This window comes from Micromonospora sp. CNZ309 (assembly GCF_002846525.1).
Window position 1 is genome coordinate 4,542,885 of record NZ_PJNG01000001.1, and the last position, 18,477, is coordinate 4,561,361.

Sequence of the window (18,477 nt, forward strand, 5' to 3'; positions counted from 1 at the left end):
CGCCGGTTCACCGCAGCCGGTCGAGGAACTCCCGCGAGCGCCGCAGCACCAGTGCCGTCGCCGCCGCGTCGTACGACGGCAGCGTGCTGTCGGTGAACAGGTGCTGGTCGCCCGGGTAGACGAACAGCTCGCCGAGGTCGGGCCCGGCGATGCCGACCAGCTCGCGGGCGGCTTCGATGTCGCCTTCCAGGGCGAAGAACGGGTCGGCGTCCATGCCGTGGATCTGCACCGGGACCCCGGCTGGCCAGGGGCCGACGGCCCATTCGCCGGTGACGGGCAGGCAGGACTCGTAGAGCAGCGCGCCACGGACGCCGGGCCGGGTCTGGGCGAGCCGCTGGGCGGTGGCGGCCCCCCAGGAGAAGCCCCCGTAGACCAGGCCGTCGGGCAGCTCGGCCACGGCCCGGTCGGCGCGCTCGCGGAGCACCTCGCTCCCGATGCGTTTCGTGAGCGCGAAGCCCTCGTCGAGGGTCGCCGGGCGTTCACCGTCGAACAGGTCGGGGGTGTGCACGGTGTGCCCGCCCGACCGCAACTGGTCGGCGAGCCCGCGCAGCCCGTCGGTGACTCCAAGCAGATGGTGGAACAGGACCACGTCGGCCATCTCTACACTCCTGTCAACAGACGACAACGATCGAATGATCCATGATTCTAGAACGGTCGAGAAATGTCGAGCAATGAGCGGATCCCGGACTACGACCTCGACGAGATGCTCGTGGTCACCGCGCCCGCGCAGCTTCGCGCGCTGGCCGATCCCCTGCGCGCCACCCTCCTGGAGCTGCTCCTGGAGCGGGCCGCCACGGTGACCGAGCTGGCCCGGGCGGTCGACCGGCCGAAGAGCAGCGTCGCCTACCACGTGACCGCGCTCGTCGACGCCGGCCTGCTCAAGGTGGTGCGGACCCGGCGGGTGCGGGCGATCGACGAGCGGTACTACGGCCGGGTCGCCCGCACGCTCTACATCGGCGCGCTCACCCGCCCCGAGGACAGACAGGTCGCGACCGCCGTCAACGGGCTCGCGGAGGCCGTCGCCGAATCCGCCGCGGCCCACGCCGCCGACGAACTGCGGTGCACCCTCGTCCACGCCCGCATCCCGATCGAGGAGGTACGCGCGTTCTGGGCCGAGGTGCAGGCGCTGACCCGTCGCTTCGCCCAGATCCCCCGGGCCGGCGACCAGGTGTACGGGTTCGTCGCCGGCCTCTACCCCACCGACGCGCCGACCCTTCCCGAGCCGGAGCCGAAGCCGAAGCCGGAGCCGGAGCCGGAGCCGAAAGCCGAGCCGGCCGGCTGAGGCGACCCGGGTCGGTCGCGGCACGCCACGGCGGACCGCCGGCCGGGCGGCGCCAACGGGGACTCTTCCCAGGCGGCCGACAGGGGCTCTTCTTAACAGCAGCGCTCCGGTGGCCTAGGGTCGGCGTCCATGGACCTGAAGATCGTCGAGCTGGGGCCCGACCGGCTGCCCGCCGTGGTGGAGCTCTGCGGGCGGGCACTGGACCTGCCGGAGGACGCGGCCGAGGCGCCGGCCGTCGTGGACACCCTCTGGGCGCGGGCCGCCGCCCACCGCCCGGTGTTCGCGTGGGGCGCGCACCGGGAGGGGCGCCTCGTCGGCGTGCTCGTCGGTTCCCTCGCCGCCGGCGACGGCGAGGCCCGCGGTCACGTCGACCTGGTCGCGGTGGCACCGCAGGAGCGGCGGAAGGGTGTCGGGAGGGCCATGCTGGCGGTCGCCGAGGCGCGCTTCGCCGAGCTCGGCGCGGTGGAGGTGCTGCTCGCCGGCAACCCGCCGCACTACGCCTGGCCCGGCATCGACGTGCGTTACACCCCGGCGATCTGCGCCGCGCTGGCGCTCGGCTACCGGCAGGACCGCACGGCGTGGAACATGACCGCCGATCTGTCGTACGACGGCTCGCCCGCGCTGCGCCCGACGGAGCCGGCGGAGGCGCGGCTGGCCGGGCAGGGCGTCACGGTCCGCCGCGCCGGGGCGGGCGACCTGCCGGCGCTGGCGGAGTTCGCCCGCGCCACCTTCGGCGGGGCCTGGGACGCCGAACTGGCCGGCTCGGTGGGCCGGGAGGGGGCGGGCTGCCACCTGGCCGAGCGCGACGGCGAGGTGCTCGGCTTCGCCGCGTACGGGTCGTCGCGGCCGAGCTGGTTCGGCCCGATGGGCACCGCCCCGGCGGCCGAGGGCTCGGGGATCGGCGGGGTGCTGCTGCGCCGCTGCCTGCGCGACCAGCGGGCGGCGGGCGTTTCGGCGGCGCAGATCGGCTGGGTCGGGCCGGTCCCGTTCTACTCGGGCAGCGCGGGTGCCCGGATCGAGCGCGTCTTCTTCCTGTACTGCAGGTCACTGCGGGGCTGACAACGGGGCGAACGGGATATAGATCCCCATAACGCCATTTGCCCGCATTGGTGATCGTCGCGCCCTACCGTTTCCGGTAGAGGAGGCAGCCATGACCACGGACGACGAACGCCCCGGCCCGTTGCCGTTCGACCGGCTCGACTACGGCGACGCCGAGCAGCAGGCGGAGATGGCCGGCGTCGACGAGCCGGCCGACGATCCGGTGACGCTGGTCGACGAGCCGGTGCAGATTCCGCAGCCGTACGACCGGGCGCAGAAGAGGCGCAACCAACGGCCACTGCCGACGTGACAGCGGAAGGGGCGGACCGCTGACGCGGCCCGCCCCTTCCGGCGTACGGAGCTGGACTCAGAAGTCCATGTCCCCGCCACCCGGACCAGCCGGGGCGGCCGGGGTCTTCTCCGGCTTGTCCGCCACGACGGCCTCGGTGGTGAGGAAGAGCGCCGCGATCGACGCGGCGTTCTGCAGCGCCGAGCGGGTCACCTTGGCCGGGTCGATGATGCCCGCGGCCAGCAGGTCGACGTACTCGCCGTTGGCGGCGTTGAGGCCGTGACCCGGGTTGAGGTTGCGGACGTGCTCGACGACCACGCCACCCTCGAGACCGGCGTTGACGGCGATCTGCCGCAGCGGGGCGTCCAGCGCGATCTTGACGATCTGCGCGCCGGTCGCCTCGTCGCCGACCAGGTCCAGCTTGTCGAAGGCGGTCTTGCCGGCCTGCACCAGCGCGACGCCACCACCCGGGACGATGCCCTCCTCGACGGCGGCCTTCGCGTTGCGGACGGCGTCCTCGATGCGGTGCTTGCGCTCCTTCAGCTCGACCTCGGTGGCCGCGCCGACCTTGATCACCGCGACGCCGCCGGCCAGCTTGGCCAGCCGCTCCTGCAGCTTCTCGCGGTCGTAGTCGGAGTCGCTCCGGTCGATCTCGGCCCGGATCTGGTTGACCCGGCCCTGGATCTGCTCGGCGTCGCCGGCACCGTCGACGATGGTGGTCTCGTCCTTGGTCACCACGACCTTGCGGGCGCGGCCCAGCATGTCGAGGCCGACGGCGTCCAGCTTGAGGCCGACCTCCTCGCTGATGACCTGGCCACCGGTGAGGATGGCGATGTCGGCCAGCATGGCCTTGCGGCGGTCACCGAAGCCCGGCGCCTTGACGGCGACCGACTTGAAGGTGCCCCGGACCTTGTTGACGACCAGGGTCGCCAGGGCCTCGCCCTCGATGTCCTCGGCGATGATCAGCAGCGGCTTGCCCGACTGCATGACCTTCTCGAGGATCGGGAGCAGGTCCTTCACCGACGAGATCTTGCTGTTGACGATCAGGAGGTAGGGGTCGTCGAAGACGGCCTCCATGCGCTCCGGGTCGGTCATGAAGTAGGCCGAGATGTAGCCCTTGTCGAAGCGCATGCCCTCGGTGAGCTCCAGCTCCAGCCCGAAGGTGTTGCTCTCCTCGACGGTGATGACGCCTTCCTTGCCCACCTTGTCCATCGCCTCGGCGATGATCTCGCCGACGCTGGTGTCACCGGCGGAGATGGAGGCGGTGGAGGCGATCTGCTCCTTGGTCTCGACGTCCTTGGCGAGCTTGAGCAGCTCCTCCGAGACGCTGGCCACGGCGGCCTCGATGCCCCGCTTCAGGGCGATCGGGTTGGCACCGGCGGCCACGTTGCGCAGGCCCTCGCGGACCAGGGCCTGGGCCAGGACGGTCGCCGTCGTCGTGCCGTCACCGGCGACGTCGTCGGTCTTCTTCGCGACCTCCTTGACCAGCTCGGCGCCGATCTTCTCGTAGGGGTCCTCGAGCTCGATCTCCTTGGCGATGCTCACACCATCGTTGGTGATGGTGGGGGCACCCCACTTCTTCTCGAGCACGACGTTGCGGCCCTTGGGGCCGAGCGTCACCTTCACGGCGTCGGCGAGCTGGTTCATGCCCCGCTCGAGGCCGCGGCGAGCCTCTTCGTCGAACGCGATCATCTTGGCCATACGGCGTTGTCCTCCTGGACACTCACGGGCCACCCGGAGTGTGTGTCCCGGATGGGCCGCCTGGTGTACGCACCTTGGGACGTCGCCACCTGGCGACGACGACGTCTCCTCGGCCGGGCCGGATAGCCCGCGACGACCGGCCATGTGCCGCAGCCGCGTCTGGACGCCGCTACGACCGTGGCCCTACCGCCCCGACCATTGGCACTCACGGTATGCGAGTGCCAATGACTTGTTTAGCACTCTCCCCTGCCGAGTGCAAGCACGATGGGCCCGGTCAGCCGAGTTCGCCGGCCAGCCGCGCGCTGTCCACCGGCCCCTCGTGGGCGCGTTGCTCGGCGTACGTGACGACCAGTCCGACCAGCTGGGCGAGGTGGGCCGGCAGGGCCAGCAGCGCGCCCACCACCGCAACCACGATCACGCCGACCGCCGTGCCGGGCGAGTCCATCGGGGTGGTGCCGAACGGCAGCGCGCCGATGCCCTCCACCATGCCCGCGGCGCCGCCGCCGACGATCACCGCCGCCGCCACCAGCGCCACCCGGCCGAGCAGCAGGCCGAGCCGGTCGTGGAACATCCGGAAGGACCGGCCGATCGGGTGCTGCCGCTCGAACAGGTAGACCGGGCCGGCCATGCTCAGCGCGAAGGCGAAGTAGATGCCGGGGATGAAGCAGAGGCAGAGGCCGAGGCCGATGATCACGCTCATCAGCAGGGTCCAGGCCCAGAGGCCCAGGGCCCGGCGCACCCCGTACGACAGGGCGGCGCCCAAGCTGACCGGCTGACCGGCCGCCTGCCGGGTGACCACCCAGGTGCCGGCCGCCCAGCCCAGGCTCTGCACGAAACCGAAGACGAGGGCGCTGCCGAGCACCACGGACAGCATGACGCCCAGGTCGGTCACGAAGGTGTCGGGCAGGGCGGCGGGATCGTCGCCCATCGACTGCTCCCACTTGGCGGTCGGGTCGAAGACCAACGAGAGCACCGACACCACGAGGGCCGGCAGCACCTGGGTGAGCAGCAGGATCGGCAGCAGCAGCAGCCACCCCCGGCGCACCGCGCCGACGCACCGGTTGAACCAGCCGTTGACGCCCGCGCCGGGCGGGGTGACGAGCAGGTCGGCCGGGTCGAGGCCGTGCCCCGGCGGGTACCACCCGTGGCCCGGCTGCCCGGGGTAGGCGACCGGGGCGCCCGGATACCACGGCTGCCCGCCGTACGGGCCCGAGCCGACCGGGTACCCGCCGGTGGGCGGGAAGACCCAGCCCTGCGGCGGCGGACCGGCCGGCGCGCCGCCCGGGGGCGGCGCGGAGGGGTCGGGGTCTCCCGGGGGCGGCGCGGCCTGGGGCGGCTGGTCGGACATGAACCCTCCTCAGCGATGGCTGGAACGGCTCACGATCCTCCCCTGCCGACGCAACCGCGCCGACGCCCGCCCCCAAGGGACGGGCCGGTCACGGGTGCCCCGCGTCGCCGGGTCGCCCCGACCCCCACGGCCGGGCCGAGGGGGCGACCGGCGCGGGGCGGGAGAAGTGCCGGGGTCAGGCGATGACGCGCACGCGCTCGGCCTGCGGCCCCTTCTGGCCCTGGGCGATCTCGAACTCGACCCGCTGGCCGTCGTCCAACGCCTTGTAGCCGTCCATCTCGATCGCCGAGAAGTGGACGAAGACGTCCTGCCCGCCGTCGACGGCGATGAAGCCGTAGCCCTTTTCGGAGTTGAACCACTTGACGGTGCCCTGTGCCACGGTGCACTTCCTCACTCTGCGCGGCGTTCCACGACCCCGGAGGCCGGGCGGGCCGGCACCGGAGGACCACCGGCTCGGCGATCGACGAGGGCCGCTGAAACGGTGACCGAAATCGCACGCTACACGAAGCGTGACGACGGCGCACGACCACAAATCGGGCGAATTTCGACCGAGCGGCATCGGCGTTCATCGCTGTGGTAGGCATGCGTCATGACGAGCGCGCCCGCCGGGTCGCCGCCTGCGCGGCGGGCGGAGATACGTCGGGTCCGGCCGCGCGACGCCGCCCGGGTGCGGGCCCTGCGGCTGGAGATGCTCGCCGACGCCCCACTGGCCTTCCTGGAGACCCTCGCCGACGCGGCGGCCCGGTCGCACGCGGACTACGCGGCCCGGATCGCGTCCGTCTCCGTCGGGGCGGGCACCGCGCAGTTCGTCGCGGACCCGGGCGGCCGGCTCGTCGGGCATGCCGGCGGCACGGCGGCTCCCGGGGAGCCGGGGCTGACCGTGGTGTACGCCGTCTACGTGACCCCGGCCTGGCGGGGCAGCGGCCTCCTCGGCGACCTCGTCGACGCCGTGGCGGCCTGGTCGCGGGCCTGCGGGCGCCCCGAACTGCTGCTGGAGGTCGTGGTCGGCAACGACCGGGCCTACCGCGCGTACCAGCGGCTCGGCTTCGTCGACACCGGCGTACGCGTCCCGCACCCCACCGTGCCGGCGCTCACCGAACTCCAGATGCGCCGCCCGGCCTGACGGGCCGCCCGGCGCCCGGCCCGAGGCCGCCCGGACCGGCCCGCCTGGGGCCGACCCGGACAGCCGCGACGGGGTCAGGCGTGCCGGCGGGACTGCACGACGCGGAACCGGTTGGCGACGTACGCGCCGTCGGTGAGGGCGGAGTTGGCCGCCGCGTTGGCGCCGCTGCCGTGGAAGTCGGAGAAGGCCGCCGACTGGTTCACGAAGACCCCGCCGGTGAGGTTGCAGGACAGGTGCACCCCGACCTCGACCGCCGCCGCCTCGGCCGCGTCGAGGACCGCCTCGTCGGTGGAGTAGACCGCCGCGGTGAGCGCGCCCTTCTCGCCGACCGTGGCGCGCAGGATCTCCAGGCTGTGCGCCGTGGAGCCCGTGGCGATGGCGAACGAGATCGGCCCGAACCACTCCTGCGAGTAGGTCGCGGTGTCGTCGGCCGCCAGCCTGACCACCGTCGGGGTGCGGACCACCGCGCCGGGGAAGGCCGGGTGCTCGACCGTACGCGACTCCAGCACCGCCTCGCCGACCTTGGTGACCGCGTCGAGGCGCTCCAGCACCCCGTCGTTGACGATCGCGCCGGTCAGCTCCACCCCGCGCGCCGGGTCGGCGGTGATCTTGGCGACCGCCGCGGCGATCCCGCCCGCCACCTCGTCGAAGCTCTTGTGCCCCTGGTCGGTCTCGATGCCCCCGGAGGGGATGAGGATGTTCTGCGACGTGGTGCACATCTGGCCGCTGTAGAGGGTCAGGGTGAAGCCGAGGTTGCGGCACATGCCGGCGAAGTCGTCGGTGGAGTCGATCACCACCGTGTTCAGCCCGGCCTTCTCGGTGTAGACCGCCGCCTGCCGGGCGTTGGCCTCCAACCAGTCGCCGTACTCGGTGGAGCCGGTGAAGTCGACGATCTTCACGGCCGGGTGCAGGGCCAGCGTGGAGGCGAGCTTCTCGCCCGGGGCCTCGGGGGCGAGCAGCAGCAGGTTCGGGTCGAAGCCGGCCTCGGCGAGCACCTCCCGGGCGTACTTCACCGTGATCGCCAGCGGCAGCACCGCGCGCGGGTGCGGCTTGACGACCACCGGGTTGCCGGTGACCAGCGAGGCGAACAGCCCCGGGTACGAGTTCCAGGTCGGGAACGTGTTGCAGCCGATCACCAGCGCCACGCCACGGGGCACCACGTGGAAGGTCTTGCTCATCCGCAGCGGGTCGCCCTTGCCGGCCGCCTTCTCCCAACCCGCCGTCGCCGGGTGCCGGGTCATCTCCGCGTACGCGTAGGCGACCGCCTCCAGCGCGCGGTCCAGCGCGTGCGCGCCGCCGGCCTGGAACGCCATCACGAAGGCCTGGCCGCTGGTGAACTGCACCGCGTTGGCCAGCTCGAAGATGTGCTTGTGCAGCCGGTCGAGGATCTCCAGGCAGACCCCCGCCCGGGCCTGCGGGCCGGCGTCGCGCCAGGCGGGCAGGGCGGCGGAGGCGGCGGCGACCAGCTCGTCGGCGCCGGCGTGCGGGTAGCGGACGCCCAGCTCGACACCGAACGGGCTGGCCTCGGTGGCGACCCGGTCGGCCGCGCCCGGCTGGTCGAGGGGGAAGTCACCGCCGAGGTACGCCTCGAAGGCGGCCTTGCCGTCGGCGGCGGCGGTCTCGCCGTAGACCCGGGGGCTGGGCGACTCGGGGTAGGCGGACCAGTACCCGCGCTCCGTGATCGCGGTCAGCGCCCGGTTGAGGGTGTCGGCGTGCCTGTCGTACAGGGGGTGCGGGGTCTCCGTCATGCCCGCCATCATGCAACAGGAAGCCCTCAGATCAGTAGGGGCGTGTCACAACTCAGATGGTGAGCTGCCAGTCGGTCCAACCGTCGACGGGACGGAACCCGAGTTGCTCGTTGATCCGCACCATGTGGGCGTTCTCGGCCGCGTTGAAGGTGTCGATCGCGCGTACCGCCGGCTCGTGGGCCAGCAGGTGACGCAGGTTCTCGACCTTGGTGAGCAGGCCGAGGCGGTGGCCGCGGTGCTCCGGGTCGACGATGGTGATCTGCTGGAACGCGTGCCAGTCGGCCGACGCGCCGACGTCGAGCAGGGTCCAGGCGACCACCCGGCCGGACGCCTCGTGGCGCGCCGCCGTGTGGTAGCGCCGCCGCCCCCGCGCCCGCAGTGCCCGCTCGATGCCGCGGACGCGTTCGACGTCGATCCGCTCCGGTTCCCACTCCACGTCACCCAGGGGCGCGTCGGTCATCAGCCGGCCGTCCAGGTAGGCGATGTCGGCGACGTACTCCTCGGGGGTGTCCCCCCGCCAGCGCACGACGTCGTAGCCGGCGGCCCGGCCCCGGGCGTCGGCCAGCGCGGCGGCCAGGCCGTCGTGGTCGAGCCGGGTGGTGTCGAGCCGGCGGCGGACCTCCGCCAGCGCCGGCCGGGCGCCGGTCGACGCGGCGAAGGCGGCGGCGGCCCCGGAGCGGGCCGGGCCGCCGGGCAGCGCGGAGACCGCCATCGCCAGCACCCGCTTGCGGCCCCGCTCCCGCAGCAGGCGTACGCCGTGCTCGTGCAGCGCACGGCCGACACCTCGACGCCGGCACTGGGGGTGCACCACCACCTCGGCCGTGGCGTTCTCGGTGTTGTCGAGCTGCGGCAGGTCCAGCGCGAGGTAGCCGGCCGGCACGCCGTCGAGCCGGGCCAGCGCCCAGAGCGGCTCGTTGCCCGGCATCGGGTGCCGGATCGCCGCCTCGAAGCGCCGCCGGCACAGGGGCGGGAAGTCCGGCAGGTCGGCGTCGTTGGCCGCCGCGCCGATCCGGTACGCCTCGTCGACGGCGGCCTGGTCGGCGGCGTCGAGCGGCGCGATCGCGATGCTCATCGGCTGAGGGTGCGCCACCAGACGACGATCGGGCCAGCGAATTAACGCTGGCCCGATCGGAAGTTGGTCGGGAGGGACGCTCGCACAACGCCTCCGGCGTTGGGTCGCAAGAACTCAAGGTCTCCGGCGAAACGCCCTCCCGCACGGAGCATCTTGCGCCGTCCGGTTCCTGCCGTCAAGTCCTTGTCGGCGCGTTTTCCGCACTCACAGCGAAAACCCAGTTACCCCCCGAATCCCCCACCCAACCCCCAACCCCCGGGCCCCCGACCGTCGATCATGAGGTTGGCGGCACTGTCCGCGATCAACTTCGCCGTCAACCTCATGATCGACGCGGAGCAGGTGGGGTGGGGTGGGGGGAGAGGAGGGGAGGGGAGGGTCAGCCGAGGAGGCCGGCGTCGCGGGCGGCGCGCAGCGAGGGCTTGATGCGGTGGGTGGGGCCGACCTGGCCGGCCACCGCGTCGAGGGTCTTGAGGCCCTCGCCGGTGTTGAAGACGACGGTCTCGGCGGCCGGGTCCAGGCGGCCCGACTCGACCAGCTTGCGCAGCACGGCCACGGTCACGCCGCCGGCCGTCTCGGCGAAGACGCCGGTGGTGCGGGCCAGCAGGCGGATGCCGGCGCGGATCTCGTCGTCGTCGACGTACTCCATCCAGCCCCCCGTGCGGCGCACCGCCTCCAGGGCGTAGATGCCGGCGGCCGGGTCGCCGATGTTCAGGGACTTGGCGATGCCGGTCGGCCGGACGGGGGTGATGGTGTCGGTGTCGGCGTGCAGGGCGGTGGCGATCGGGTTGCAGCCGGCCGACTGCGCGCCGAACACCTTCCAGCCGCCGGCCGGCGCCTCGACCAGGCCGATCTCGACCAGCTCGGCGAACGCCTTGTCGATCTTGGTGAGCAGTTCGCCGGACGCCATCGGGATCACCACCTGCGCGGGGATCCGCCAGCCGAGCTGCTCGGCCACCTCGTAGCCGAGCGTCTTCGAGCCCTCGGCGTAGTAGGGGCGCACGTTGACGTTGACGAACGCGGTGTCCTCGAACTCGTCCGTCTCGACCAGCTCGCCGCAGAGCCGGTTCACGTCGTCGTACGAGCCGTCGATGGCGACCAGCTCGCCGCCGTAGACGGCGGTGGTGATGACCTTGCCCTGCTCCAGGTCGCCGGGGATGAAGACCACCGACGGCGCGCCGGCCCGGGCCGCGTGCGCGGCGACGGAGTTGGCCAGGTTTCCGGTGGAGGCGCAGGCGTAGCGGCTGAAGCCGAGCGCGCGGGCGGCGGTCAACGCCACCGAGACCACCCGGTCCTTGAACGAGTGGGTCGGGTTGGCGCTGTCGTCCTTGACCCAGAGCGGGCCGGTGACGCCCAGTTCGGCGGCCAGGTGCGGGGCGGCCACCAGCGGGGTGAAGCCGGGGTCGAGGGTGACCCGGGTGGCCGGGTCCTGCCCGGCGGGCAGCAGCGCCGCGTACCGCCAGATGTTGCGCGGACCCGCCTCGATCTGCTCCCGGGTGACCGTCGCCAGCGCGGCGGCGTCGTAGTCGACCTCCAGCGGGCCGAAACACTCGTAGCAGGCGTGCTGGGCGGCGAGCGGGTAGCGGGCCGAACAGGCGCGGCAGACCAGGGCGCGGGCGGGGCTGGCGGTGGTGTCGATGCCGGAGGGGGCGAACGTCGACGTCATGTCGAGGGTCCTCTCATCTTTCCCCGCATCGCACCCTGCGGCGGGGACGGAATTGGCACCTGCCCCGCCGGTCGCTCTGCGGTGAGCGCGCGGGGTGGTTGCCGGGGCGTCGTCGGGCCGTATCCCTCAGCCCCTCTGGATGAGGTATGCAGTTGTGCCGTCGAGTCTAAGCACCGACGCCGCCCGGATCGACGGGAGATCCCACGCTGTGAGCGATCCCGCAGCCGCCGCCGGGCGGGCGGCGGACCTTCCTCGACGGTACGGATTCAGACGGTCACCGAGCGGGCGTCGGCGGAGCGCCGGGCGCGCAGCAGGGTGTCGAGCGCCCACGCGCCGGGGCCGAAGACGGCGATCAGCAGGAACGACCAGCAGAACAGGACGGCCAGCTCACCGCCGTTGCGCAGCGGCAGCAGCGCGTCGGGCTGGTGCACCACGAAGTACGCGTACGCCATCGAGCCGGACGCCAGCAGGGCCGCCGGCCGGGTCAACAGCCCGACGAGGACCAGGCCGCCGCAGACCGCCTGGATCAGCGCGGCCCACCAGCCCGGCCACTCGCCGAGCGGGACCGCCTCGCCGGTGCCCCGGCTGCCGCCGAGGATCCCGAGCAGTGCGGCCAGGCCGTGGCAGAGGAAGAGCAGGCCGACGACGGCACGGAACAGGGACAGGGCCGGGCCACCGATCCGGTCAGCGAGCATCAGGGCACCTCCGATCAGGACGACAGGACGGCACCAGAATGCCGATAGGCATTCGATCGTGTCGATGAATTCCCTCTTCGTGGGAACGCTCCCATGGGCAGGGGGATCCCTGTCGCCGGGCGCGCTGGCGCGGGCCCGTTACGGTGCCGGTCACATCGACGGAAAGGAACGTGCGAATGCGTCGCAAGCTCGTCCCGGTGGTGGCGCTGACCATGGCCTGCCTGCTGGTGGTGGCGACCGCCTGCTCCACGGGCAACCGGAAGAAGCGGAACCGGTCCGCCGACCGGCCCGCCGGCACCGCCGTCGAGCGGGACGACGTCGACACCGCCCGGGCGACCCCCACCCCGCGCCGCACCGGCGACCAACTCACCTGCCTGGAACTGCGCGACACCCTGGTCGGCAGCAGGAAGGTCCGCTACCGCGGGCACGCCGCCCCGATCCGCCTCGCCGACGGCCGCTGGTCCGGCCCCGACGGCACGACGGTGGAGTTGCAGCGGCCGTGCGCCGTGGGCGACCTCGACGGCGACGGCGCGGGCGACGCGGTGGGGGTGGTCGTGCTCGACGGCGGCGGCACCGGCCGCTTCTTCACCCTCGCCGCCTGGCGCAACGTCAGGGGGGAGCCGGACTACCAGGCCCAGGTCGACCTCGGCGACCGTACGCCGGTGGAGAGCGTCAGCGTGCGCGACGGCAGGGCGACGGTGGTCTACCTGACCCGACCGGCGGACGGCCCGATGGCGGAACTGAGCATCCGGCGCACCGCCGTCTACCAGCTCCGGGGCACGACGCTGGCCGAGCTGCGCCACACCGACGCCCGGGTGACCGACGCGTCCGGCGACGGGGACACCGCCGACTCCGGCACCGCGCCGGACTCCCCCGACTCCCCCACCCGCAAGCGCAGGCCCCGGTCCCGCTGACGTCCCCGCGACCGGGCGGCCTCAGCCCGGGCCCCGTCGATCGTTGCCGGCTCCGGCCGGAACGAGCACGCGCGGCTCAGCCCGGGACCGGCCGGTGGACCGGTGGCCGCGGGAGCCGTACGGATGCGGTGGCCGGGCAATTCCGCTGGCGCACCTCGCCGAGGCAGCCCCACTGCGTGCCCGGGGGGCGTTCGAAGTACTGGACGGGCTGCGACGGGATGGCCTCGGTGGTGAACGTGCCGGTGCCGCTCGGGATGCGTTGCTCGTGGGAACCGGTCGTATCGGTGTAGGAGGCGACGATGTGCCACTCGCACGTGTGGGTGGACACCTCGGGCTGGATGCGGAAGGCCATGTTGGACTGACCGTTGCCCAGCTCGACGACGTTACGGCGGAAGTACAGCTGGCCCTCCTCCGGCTCGCCCTCGGCCAGGGCGTACGGGCCGTGCGGCTTGTCCGTCGGCCCACCGGTCAGATCCCACAGCAGGCCCTGCCGGGACTCCGCACCCGCCGGGGGGATGGTGACGACGGTCCGCGCCGTGGGTGCGCGGCACGAGTCCTTCACGGCGGTCATGTCGTTGATCGTGAGCCCGGCGGCGCGGTCGCTGTTCAGGTTCAGGTCGAACGTCTGGGCATAGCCGCGATTCTCGTTGCCGTCCTCGAACGGGGCCACGTAGGACGCGTGCTCGACCACTCGGCCGCCGAGCGGCTTCAGGAACTCCCACACCTCCGACCCGTCGCCGGTCAGGGCGGTGAGGGCGGCCTGCTCGCCCTCGGTCAGCGGCCGGTCGAGCAGCACGGTGAAGGCCTCGGGCAGGTCCCGCTCGTAGTCGAGGGGGGTGACGGTGGACACGAACGCGGGCTGCTCACGGTCGACCGCCTGCTCGGCCTGCCTGTCCGAGCGGGCCCGATCGGTGGCCGTCGACCGGTCCAGCAGAAGGTCGGCGTGGTAGGTGAACAGCACGCCGAGCACGACGACGACGGCGACGGCGGTCGCGTACACCGCACGCTGCCTCGGCCGGAGCCTGCGGAAGCCGGGCAGGCGTTCGTCGGCCAGCACGGCCAGGGCGCCCGGCCCGGGCCGCTGCCCCGTTGGCGGCGCGGGTGCGGACGCAGCCTGTGGCGCGGGCGACGACCCCGGTGGCGGCGCAGCCGGGGAGGCGGACGGCGGCGCGGGTGAGGGCGTCGGTGGCGGTTCAGCCTGGGAGGCGGGGGGCGGCGCGGGCGGGGACGTGGACGGCTGAGCCGGCGGCGCGGGCGACGGCGCGGGCGACGGCTCGGCGGGCGGCTCAGGCTGCGGCACGGCGGGCGGAGTGGACATACCCGATTCTCACTCACGGGCACCACATCCTCACAGAGAGCAGTCCGCTCCCCGGTCCCTTCCCCGAGGAGAGGCCGGTCCCACGCACGGGGCAGCTCGACAGGGCCCGTCAGCCCTCCTCCGGACGGGTGTCCGGGAGCCCGGCCGAACACCGGCCGGTGCGATGATCGGGCGATGGCAACCCCCGCGTACCGACCAGCACCGTGTCCGCGCGGCGGAGTCCCCACACCGGCACCGCTGGTCGGCGTCGCGATGGCCGGGCTCGTCCTGCTCGGCGCCTGCTCCGCGCGGCTGGAGCTGGTCAACTCCGGCACGGAGCCCTACCCGCTGAACGGTCATCCCGTGCTGCGTCTGCACGACGGCGACGGCAACCCGATACCGGTCCGGGTGGTCGAGGGGGCCAAGGAGATCACGTCGGGCTTCGACCCGACGCCTCAGCTGGTGACGTCCTTGCGGGTGAAGCGCCAGAACGCCAGCCCCCAGAACAGCGTCGCGTAGCTGATCGCGGAGATCGCGCCGCGTACCACGTCGTCGGTCTGCACCGGCGTCGACAGCAGGCCCAGCCAGGCGGTGCTGTAGTGCGTCGGCAGGAACGCGCGCAGCGCGCCCAGCGCGGTGATCTGGTCGAGGATGCTGGAGAGGATCCAGAGCAGCACCGCGCCGCCGACCGCGCCGAGCGCGGCGTCCGTGACCACCGACAGCAGGAACGCCAGGCCGGCCACCACCAGGAGTACGACCGCCAGGTAGCCGAGCACCCCCAGCAGCCGCAGCAGCCCCTCGCCCGGTTCGAGCTGGGCCGCCACGGTGCTGCGCAGCGGCTCCCAGCCGTAGCGCAGCGTGCCGATCAGCAGGGCGGTGCCGGCGAGCAACAGCAGCGCCAGGGCCGAGTAGACGAGCGCGACCACCAGCTTCACCGTCAGCAGGCGGGCCCGGGGCACCGGCACCGCGAGCAGATAGCGCAGGCTGCCCCAGCTCGCCTCGCTGGCCACCGTGTCGCCGCAGAACAGCGCCACCACCACGACCATCAGGAACGACGCCGAGACGAAGATGGTGAAGAGGGTGAAGTTCAGCCCGCCCGACGTGGCGAACTCCACCAGGCTGCCGAACTCACCGCGCCCGTTGTCGTCGTCGTCGCCCGTGTCGAACTGGAACGCGATCAGGATGATCAACGGCAGCAGCACCATGAAACCCAGCGCGAGCTGCGTACGCCGCCGGGAGGCCTGCCGCCGGAACTCGGCGCCGAACGGCAGGGTCGCCGACGGCCGGTAGCCGGCCGCCGCGCCTGCCGTGGGTGACGTGCCCGCCATCATCGGTCCCCGCTTCCCCGAGAGTTCTCGCCCACCAGGGCGAGGAACGCGTCCTCCAGGCGGCGCCGCGGCACCACCCGGTCCACCCCGATGCCGGCCCGGACCAGCTCGGCGACCACCTCGCTGCGGGCGGTGCCGTTGGTGTCCACCACGAGCTGACCCTCGCCGTCGGGGAGCACCCGCACCCCGTGCAGGCCGTCGAGCACCGCCCGGGCGGCCTCCGGGTCGGTCACGTCGAACAGCACGCTGGGCGACTCGCCGACGATCTCCTCGACGGGGCCCGAGGCGACGATGCGGCCCTTGTTCACCACCACCGCGTGCGTACAGGTCTGCTCCACCTCGGCCAGCAGGTGGCTGGAGACCAGCACCGCCCGGCCGTCCGTGGCGTAGCGCTGGAGCACCCGGCGCATCTCCGCGATCTGCGGCGGGTCGAGCCCGTCGGTCGGCTCGTCGAGCACCAGCAGCTCGGGCAGGCCCAGCATCGCCTGCGCGATGGCGAGGCGCTGTTTCATGCCGTGGCTGTAGTTCTTGATCCGCCGGTGCACGGAGTCGCCCAGGCCGGCGATCTCCAGGGCCTCCTCGAAGTGCGCGTCCTCGGTCGGCCGCCCGGTGGCCCGCCAGTACGCCTTCAGGTTCTCCAGACCGGACAGGTGCGGCAGGAAGCCCGGCCCCTCGACCAGCGCCCCGATCCGGGACAGCACCGGCGAGCCGGGCACCAGCCGGTGCCCGAAGACGTAGATCTCGCCGGCCGTGGGCTGGGTCAGCCCCATCAGCACCCGCAGCGTGGTGGTCTTGCCCGCGCCGTTCGGGCCGAGCAGGCCGACGACCTGACCGGGGTGCACCTCGAAGTCCACGTTGGAGACGGCGACGAAGCCGTCCGCGTACTCCTTGCGGAGCTGCCGCACGGCCAGCGGGACGCCCGCGTACGCCGGGTGGATGGAGCTGTCCTGGCGGCGGTGCCGGCGGCGGACCACGGCGACGACCACGACGAGCCCGACGACGATCGCGGCGACCAGGCCGGCCAGCACCCAGCGCCACACGGTGGCGGAGGTGGGGATGGGGTCGCCGGCGACGGTCGGCAGGCTGACCGCGCCGGTGGCCGCGACGGTGTGCACGGCCGGCTCGACCGGGGTGGCGTACGCCTGGTCGGAGGTCGCCACCACCACGCGCAGCCGGTGCCCGGCCTCGATGCGGCGCACGATCGCCGGCAGGGTGACGGTGACCGGACGTGCCGCGTCGATCGTCGGCGGCAGGCCGGTGAGCCGGACCGGGGCGACCAGGCCGTTGGGCAGGGTGGCCGCGCCGTTGGGGTCGACGTCGTAGAGCTTGACGAAGAGCACGGCCTCCCCCGTCGGCGACGCCGCCCGCACGTCGACGGTCGGGGCGCCCACCACGTCCACCGCCTCGGCCAGCGGCTCCGACTCGAACCGGGCGTGCTGGCCGGGAATGTCGCCGGCCACGCCGCCGAGCAGCGCCGACAGCTCACCGGCGAAGGGCACCGAGGAGATTGCGGCGGGATTGCCGGCCGGCGGATTGGCGACGGGCTGGGCGGGGCCAGCCACCGGAACGCTCCGGCGGGCCGTACCGGCGACGCCGGGATAGTCGGCGTAGCGGTAGCCGGTGGCCACCAGCCCCCGGTCGAGGGCGTCGAAGCCGGCGATACGCGACCAGGTGAAGTCGTCGCCCGGGGCCTCGCCCTCGCCCTTGACGTAGTGGTCGAGCCACTGCACGGTCAGGAACTTCACCCGGTCCGAGTCGGTCTTCGGGCCCTCGCCGCCGTCGTGGCCGCCGGTGAACCAGGCCACCCGCACGGGCGTGCCGGCGGCGGCGATACCGCGCGCGTTGGCGTCCGCCTCGCCGAGCGGGAAGAGGGTGTCGGCCTCGCCCTGCACCAGCAGGGTCGGCGCCTTGATCCGGTCGAGCACCCCGGCCGGGCTGGAGCGGCGCAGCAGGTCCACGGCGGCCTGGTCGGCCCGACCCGTGGTGGCGATGCGCAGGTACGCGGCGCAGATGTCGGCGGCGAACCGGCCGCACGCCGGGTCGCCGGCGCCGGCCGGCGCGCGCCCCGGGCCGGTGCCCGGACCGGCACCCGGCCCCGGGCTGGGCGGGCCGGCGGAGACGGGCGCCCCCTCGGGCTGCGCGGCGTCGGCCCCGGAGAGCCCGCCCGGCCCGGAGCCGACGTTGCCGCCGCCGCCGAAGAACAGCCCGGCCCAGCCGGACTTGAACACGCCCTCGGTGGGCTCCTTGCCGCTGCTCTCCGGCAGGAAGGAGCGGGACAGGTCGTTCCAGGTGATCATCGGCACGATCGCGTCGACGCGCTGGTCCTGCGCGGCGAGCAGCAGCGCCAGGGCGCCGCCGTACGAGCCGCCGACGACGCCGACCTTCGGGTCCCCGGCGGCGTCGGTGCGGATCTCGGGCCGGGCGGCGAGCCAGTCCAGCAGCCGCTGCGCGTCGCGTACCTCGTAGTCCGGGTGGTCCAGGTGGATCTGCCCGCCGCTGCGGCCGAAGCCCCGCGCGGTCCAGGTGAGCACCGCGTAGCCGCGCCCGGCGAACTCCTCGGCGTCGGCGCGTACGGACTCCTTGGTGCCGCCGAAGCCGTGCGCCAGCAGCACCGCCGGCACCCTGTCGGCCGCCGAGGCGCCCTCGGGCAGGTAGAGAGTGGTGTCCAGGTCGACGGGCTCGTCCCCGGTCGGCCCGGAGGCGACGTTCACGAACGCCGCCGCGGTGCGCACGGCCGGCTCCCGCGGCAGGACCGCCCAGGTCACGGCGGCGGCGAGCAGCACGACGACCGCCGTGGCGGCGACGACGCGCCGGCGGGTGGACAGGGCACGCCGGATCCACGCGGCCGACAACGGCGATCTCATTCGGCACACGGTACGGCCCGGATCCTGAGCGTTGGCTGAGATCCTCCGTACGTCCGTCCGGTCGGGCCGATCGGCGTCCGGGGCGCGCGGTCCAGACCGTCCCAGGAAGATGAAT

Annotated in this window: 17 protein-coding genes and 1 riboswitch; of the genes, 6 read left to right on the forward strand and 11 right to left on the reverse strand. The window is 73.5% G+C overall.

The annotated features are described in order from the left end of the window. Nucleotides 1-7: 7 nt before the first annotated feature. Nucleotides 8-598 carry a dienelactone hydrolase family protein gene (locus tag CLT72_RS19045; RefSeq protein ID WP_101412950.1) on the reverse strand — a complete coding sequence of 197 codons (591 nt, stop codon included), beginning with the start codon at nucleotides 596-598 and terminating at the stop codon, nucleotides 8-10. Between the two features lie 63 nt (nucleotides 599-661). On the opposite strand from CLT72_RS19045, the gene CLT72_RS19050 reads away from it, so the two are divergent. The 3 genes from CLT72_RS19050 to CLT72_RS19060 all read left to right on the forward strand — a co-directional run bounded on the left by CLT72_RS19050 (nucleotide 662) and on the right by CLT72_RS19060 (nucleotide 2,630). After that, nucleotides 662-1,282: a winged helix-turn-helix domain-containing protein gene (locus tag CLT72_RS19050; protein WP_101412951.1), complete on the forward strand. Its 621-nt coding sequence runs from the start codon at nucleotides 662-664 to the stop codon at nucleotides 1,280-1,282. Between the two features lie 129 nt (nucleotides 1,283-1,411). After that, nucleotides 1,412-2,341 carry a GNAT family N-acetyltransferase gene (locus CLT72_RS19055; RefSeq protein ID WP_101412952.1) on the forward strand — a complete coding sequence of 310 codons (930 nt, stop codon included), beginning with the start codon at nucleotides 1,412-1,414 and terminating at the stop codon, nucleotides 2,339-2,341. Nucleotides 2,342-2,432: 91 nt separating this feature from the next. Beyond that, the gene (locus tag CLT72_RS19060) at nucleotides 2,433-2,630 is read left to right on the forward strand and encodes a hypothetical protein (RefSeq protein ID WP_101412953.1); all 198 of its coding nucleotides are present in this window, start codon (nucleotides 2,433-2,435) and stop codon (nucleotides 2,628-2,630) included. A 57-nt stretch (nucleotides 2,631-2,687) separates the two neighbouring features. On the opposite strand, the gene groL is transcribed toward CLT72_RS19060, so the two are convergent. From groL to CLT72_RS19075, 3 genes are all read right to left on the reverse strand, one after another. Then, entirely contained in the window at nucleotides 2,688-4,310 is a 1,623-nt protein-coding gene (gene groL, locus CLT72_RS19065; RefSeq protein ID WP_088998150.1) for a chaperonin GroEL, read from the reverse strand. Between the two features lie 274 nt (nucleotides 4,311-4,584). Continuing rightward, complete coding sequence (locus CLT72_RS19070) at nucleotides 4,585-5,658, reverse strand: hypothetical protein (protein WP_101412954.1); 1,074 nt, start codon at nucleotides 5,656-5,658, stop codon at nucleotides 4,585-4,587. A gap of 175 nt (nucleotides 5,659-5,833) precedes the next feature. Further along, entirely contained in the window at nucleotides 5,834-6,037 is a 204-nt protein-coding gene (locus CLT72_RS19075; RefSeq protein ID WP_067305333.1) for a cold-shock protein, read from the reverse strand. A 210-nt stretch (nucleotides 6,038-6,247) separates the two neighbouring features. Here CLT72_RS19075 and CLT72_RS19080 point away from each other — a divergent pair, with 210 nt between their 5' ends. Next, nucleotides 6,248-6,781 carry a GNAT family N-acetyltransferase gene (locus CLT72_RS19080; RefSeq protein WP_101412955.1) on the forward strand — a complete coding sequence of 178 codons (534 nt, stop codon included), beginning with the start codon at nucleotides 6,248-6,250 and terminating at the stop codon, nucleotides 6,779-6,781. A 74-nt stretch (nucleotides 6,782-6,855) separates the two neighbouring features. On the opposite strand, the gene paaN is transcribed toward CLT72_RS19080, so the two are convergent. The 4 genes from paaN to CLT72_RS19100 all read right to left on the reverse strand — a co-directional run bounded on the left by paaN (nucleotide 6,856) and on the right by CLT72_RS19100 (nucleotide 11,959). Next, nucleotides 6,856-8,529, reverse strand: coding sequence for a phenylacetic acid degradation protein PaaN (paaN, locus tag CLT72_RS19085; protein WP_199184600.1), 1,674 nt, complete (start codon nucleotides 8,527-8,529; stop codon nucleotides 6,856-6,858). Between the two features lie 52 nt (nucleotides 8,530-8,581). Next, a complete protein-coding gene (locus CLT72_RS19090) occupies nucleotides 8,582-9,601 on the reverse strand; it encodes a GNAT family N-acetyltransferase (protein WP_101412957.1) in 1,020 nt (339 codons plus the stop codon). A 376-nt stretch (nucleotides 9,602-9,977) separates the two neighbouring features. Next, entirely contained in the window at nucleotides 9,978-11,264 is a 1,287-nt protein-coding gene (gene thrC, locus CLT72_RS19095; RefSeq protein WP_101412958.1) for a threonine synthase, read from the reverse strand. Nucleotides 11,265-11,274: 10 nt separating this feature from the next. Beyond that, nucleotides 11,275-11,410, reverse strand: a riboswitch (SAM riboswitch). Nucleotides 11,411-11,530: 120 nt separating this feature from the next. Next, nucleotides 11,531-11,959: a DoxX family protein gene (locus CLT72_RS19100; protein ID WP_101412959.1), complete on the reverse strand. Its 429-nt coding sequence runs from the start codon at nucleotides 11,957-11,959 to the stop codon at nucleotides 11,531-11,533. Nucleotides 11,960-12,135: 176 nt separating this feature from the next. Between CLT72_RS19100 and CLT72_RS19105 the strand changes: the two genes are divergently transcribed. Beyond that, entirely contained in the window at nucleotides 12,136-12,873 is a 738-nt protein-coding gene (locus CLT72_RS19105; RefSeq protein ID WP_101412960.1) for a hypothetical protein, read from the forward strand. 76 nt (nucleotides 12,874-12,949) lie between these two features. On the opposite strand, the gene CLT72_RS19110 is transcribed toward CLT72_RS19105, so the two are convergent. Continuing rightward, complete coding sequence (locus tag CLT72_RS19110; protein ID WP_144082273.1) at nucleotides 12,950-13,873, reverse strand: hypothetical protein; 924 nt, start codon at nucleotides 13,871-13,873, stop codon at nucleotides 12,950-12,952. 492 nt (nucleotides 13,874-14,365) lie between these two features. Here CLT72_RS19110 and CLT72_RS19115 point away from each other — a divergent pair, with 492 nt between their 5' ends. After that, the gene (locus CLT72_RS19115; protein ID WP_144082274.1) at nucleotides 14,366-14,689 is read left to right on the forward strand and encodes a DUF4232 domain-containing protein; all 324 of its coding nucleotides are present in this window, start codon (nucleotides 14,366-14,368) and stop codon (nucleotides 14,687-14,689) included. Here CLT72_RS19115 and CLT72_RS19120 read toward each other — a convergent pair. Both CLT72_RS19120 and CLT72_RS19125 read right to left on the reverse strand, forming a co-directional pair. Continuing rightward, the gene (locus tag CLT72_RS19120) at nucleotides 14,626-15,501 is read right to left on the reverse strand and encodes an ABC transporter permease (protein ID WP_101412963.1); all 876 of its coding nucleotides are present in this window, start codon (nucleotides 15,499-15,501) and stop codon (nucleotides 14,626-14,628) included. The two genes, CLT72_RS19115 and CLT72_RS19120, sit on opposite strands and share 64 nt — an antisense overlap. Continuing rightward, nucleotides 15,498-18,362 carry an alpha/beta fold hydrolase gene (locus CLT72_RS19125; RefSeq protein ID WP_101412964.1) on the reverse strand — a complete coding sequence of 955 codons (2,865 nt, stop codon included), beginning with the start codon at nucleotides 18,360-18,362 and terminating at the stop codon, nucleotides 15,498-15,500. Before CLT72_RS19125 ends, CLT72_RS19120 begins: the two co-directional genes overlap by 4 nt. Nucleotides 18,363-18,477 lie beyond the last annotated feature (115 nt).

Coding starts and splice junctions, on each gene's coding strand:
- CLT72_RS19045 (WP_101412950.1), bottom strand. CDS start 598: ATGGCCGACGTGGTCCTGTTCCACCATCTGCTTGGAGTCACCGACGGG.
- CLT72_RS19050 (WP_101412951.1), top strand. CDS start 662: ATGTCGAGCAATGAGCGGATCCCGGACTACGACCTCGACGAGATGCTC.
- CLT72_RS19055 (WP_101412952.1), top strand. CDS start 1,412: ATGGACCTGAAGATCGTCGAGCTGGGGCCCGACCGGCTGCCCGCCGTG.
- CLT72_RS19060 (WP_101412953.1), top strand. CDS start 2,433: ATGACCACGGACGACGAACGCCCCGGCCCGTTGCCGTTCGACCGGCTC.
- groL (WP_088998150.1), bottom strand. CDS start 4,310: ATGGCCAAGATGATCGCGTTCGACGAAGAGGCTCGCCGCGGCCTCGAG.
- CLT72_RS19070 (WP_101412954.1), bottom strand. CDS start 5,658: ATGTCCGACCAGCCGCCCCAGGCCGCGCCGCCCCCGGGAGACCCCGAC.
- CLT72_RS19080 (WP_101412955.1), top strand. CDS start 6,248: ATGACGAGCGCGCCCGCCGGGTCGCCGCCTGCGCGGCGGGCGGAGATA.
- paaN (WP_199184600.1), bottom strand. CDS start 8,529: ATGACGGAGACCCCGCACCCCCTGTACGACAGGCACGCCGACACCCTC.
- CLT72_RS19090 (WP_101412957.1), bottom strand. CDS start 9,601: ATGAGCATCGCGATCGCGCCGCTCGACGCCGCCGACCAGGCCGCCGTC.
- thrC (WP_101412958.1), bottom strand. CDS start 11,264: ATGACGTCGACGTTCGCCCCCTCCGGCATCGACACCACCGCCAGCCCC.
- CLT72_RS19100 (WP_101412959.1), bottom strand. CDS start 11,959: ATGCTCGCTGACCGGATCGGTGGCCCGGCCCTGTCCCTGTTCCGTGCC.
- CLT72_RS19105 (WP_101412960.1), top strand. CDS start 12,136: ATGCGTCGCAAGCTCGTCCCGGTGGTGGCGCTGACCATGGCCTGCCTG.
- CLT72_RS19115 (WP_144082274.1), top strand. CDS start 14,366: ATGGCAACCCCCGCGTACCGACCAGCACCGTGTCCGCGCGGCGGAGTC.
- CLT72_RS19120 (WP_101412963.1), bottom strand. CDS start 15,501: ATGATGGCGGGCACGTCACCCACGGCAGGCGCGGCGGCCGGCTACCGG.
- CLT72_RS19125 (WP_101412964.1), bottom strand. CDS start 18,362: ATGAGATCGCCGTTGTCGGCCGCGTGGATCCGGCGTGCCCTGTCCACC.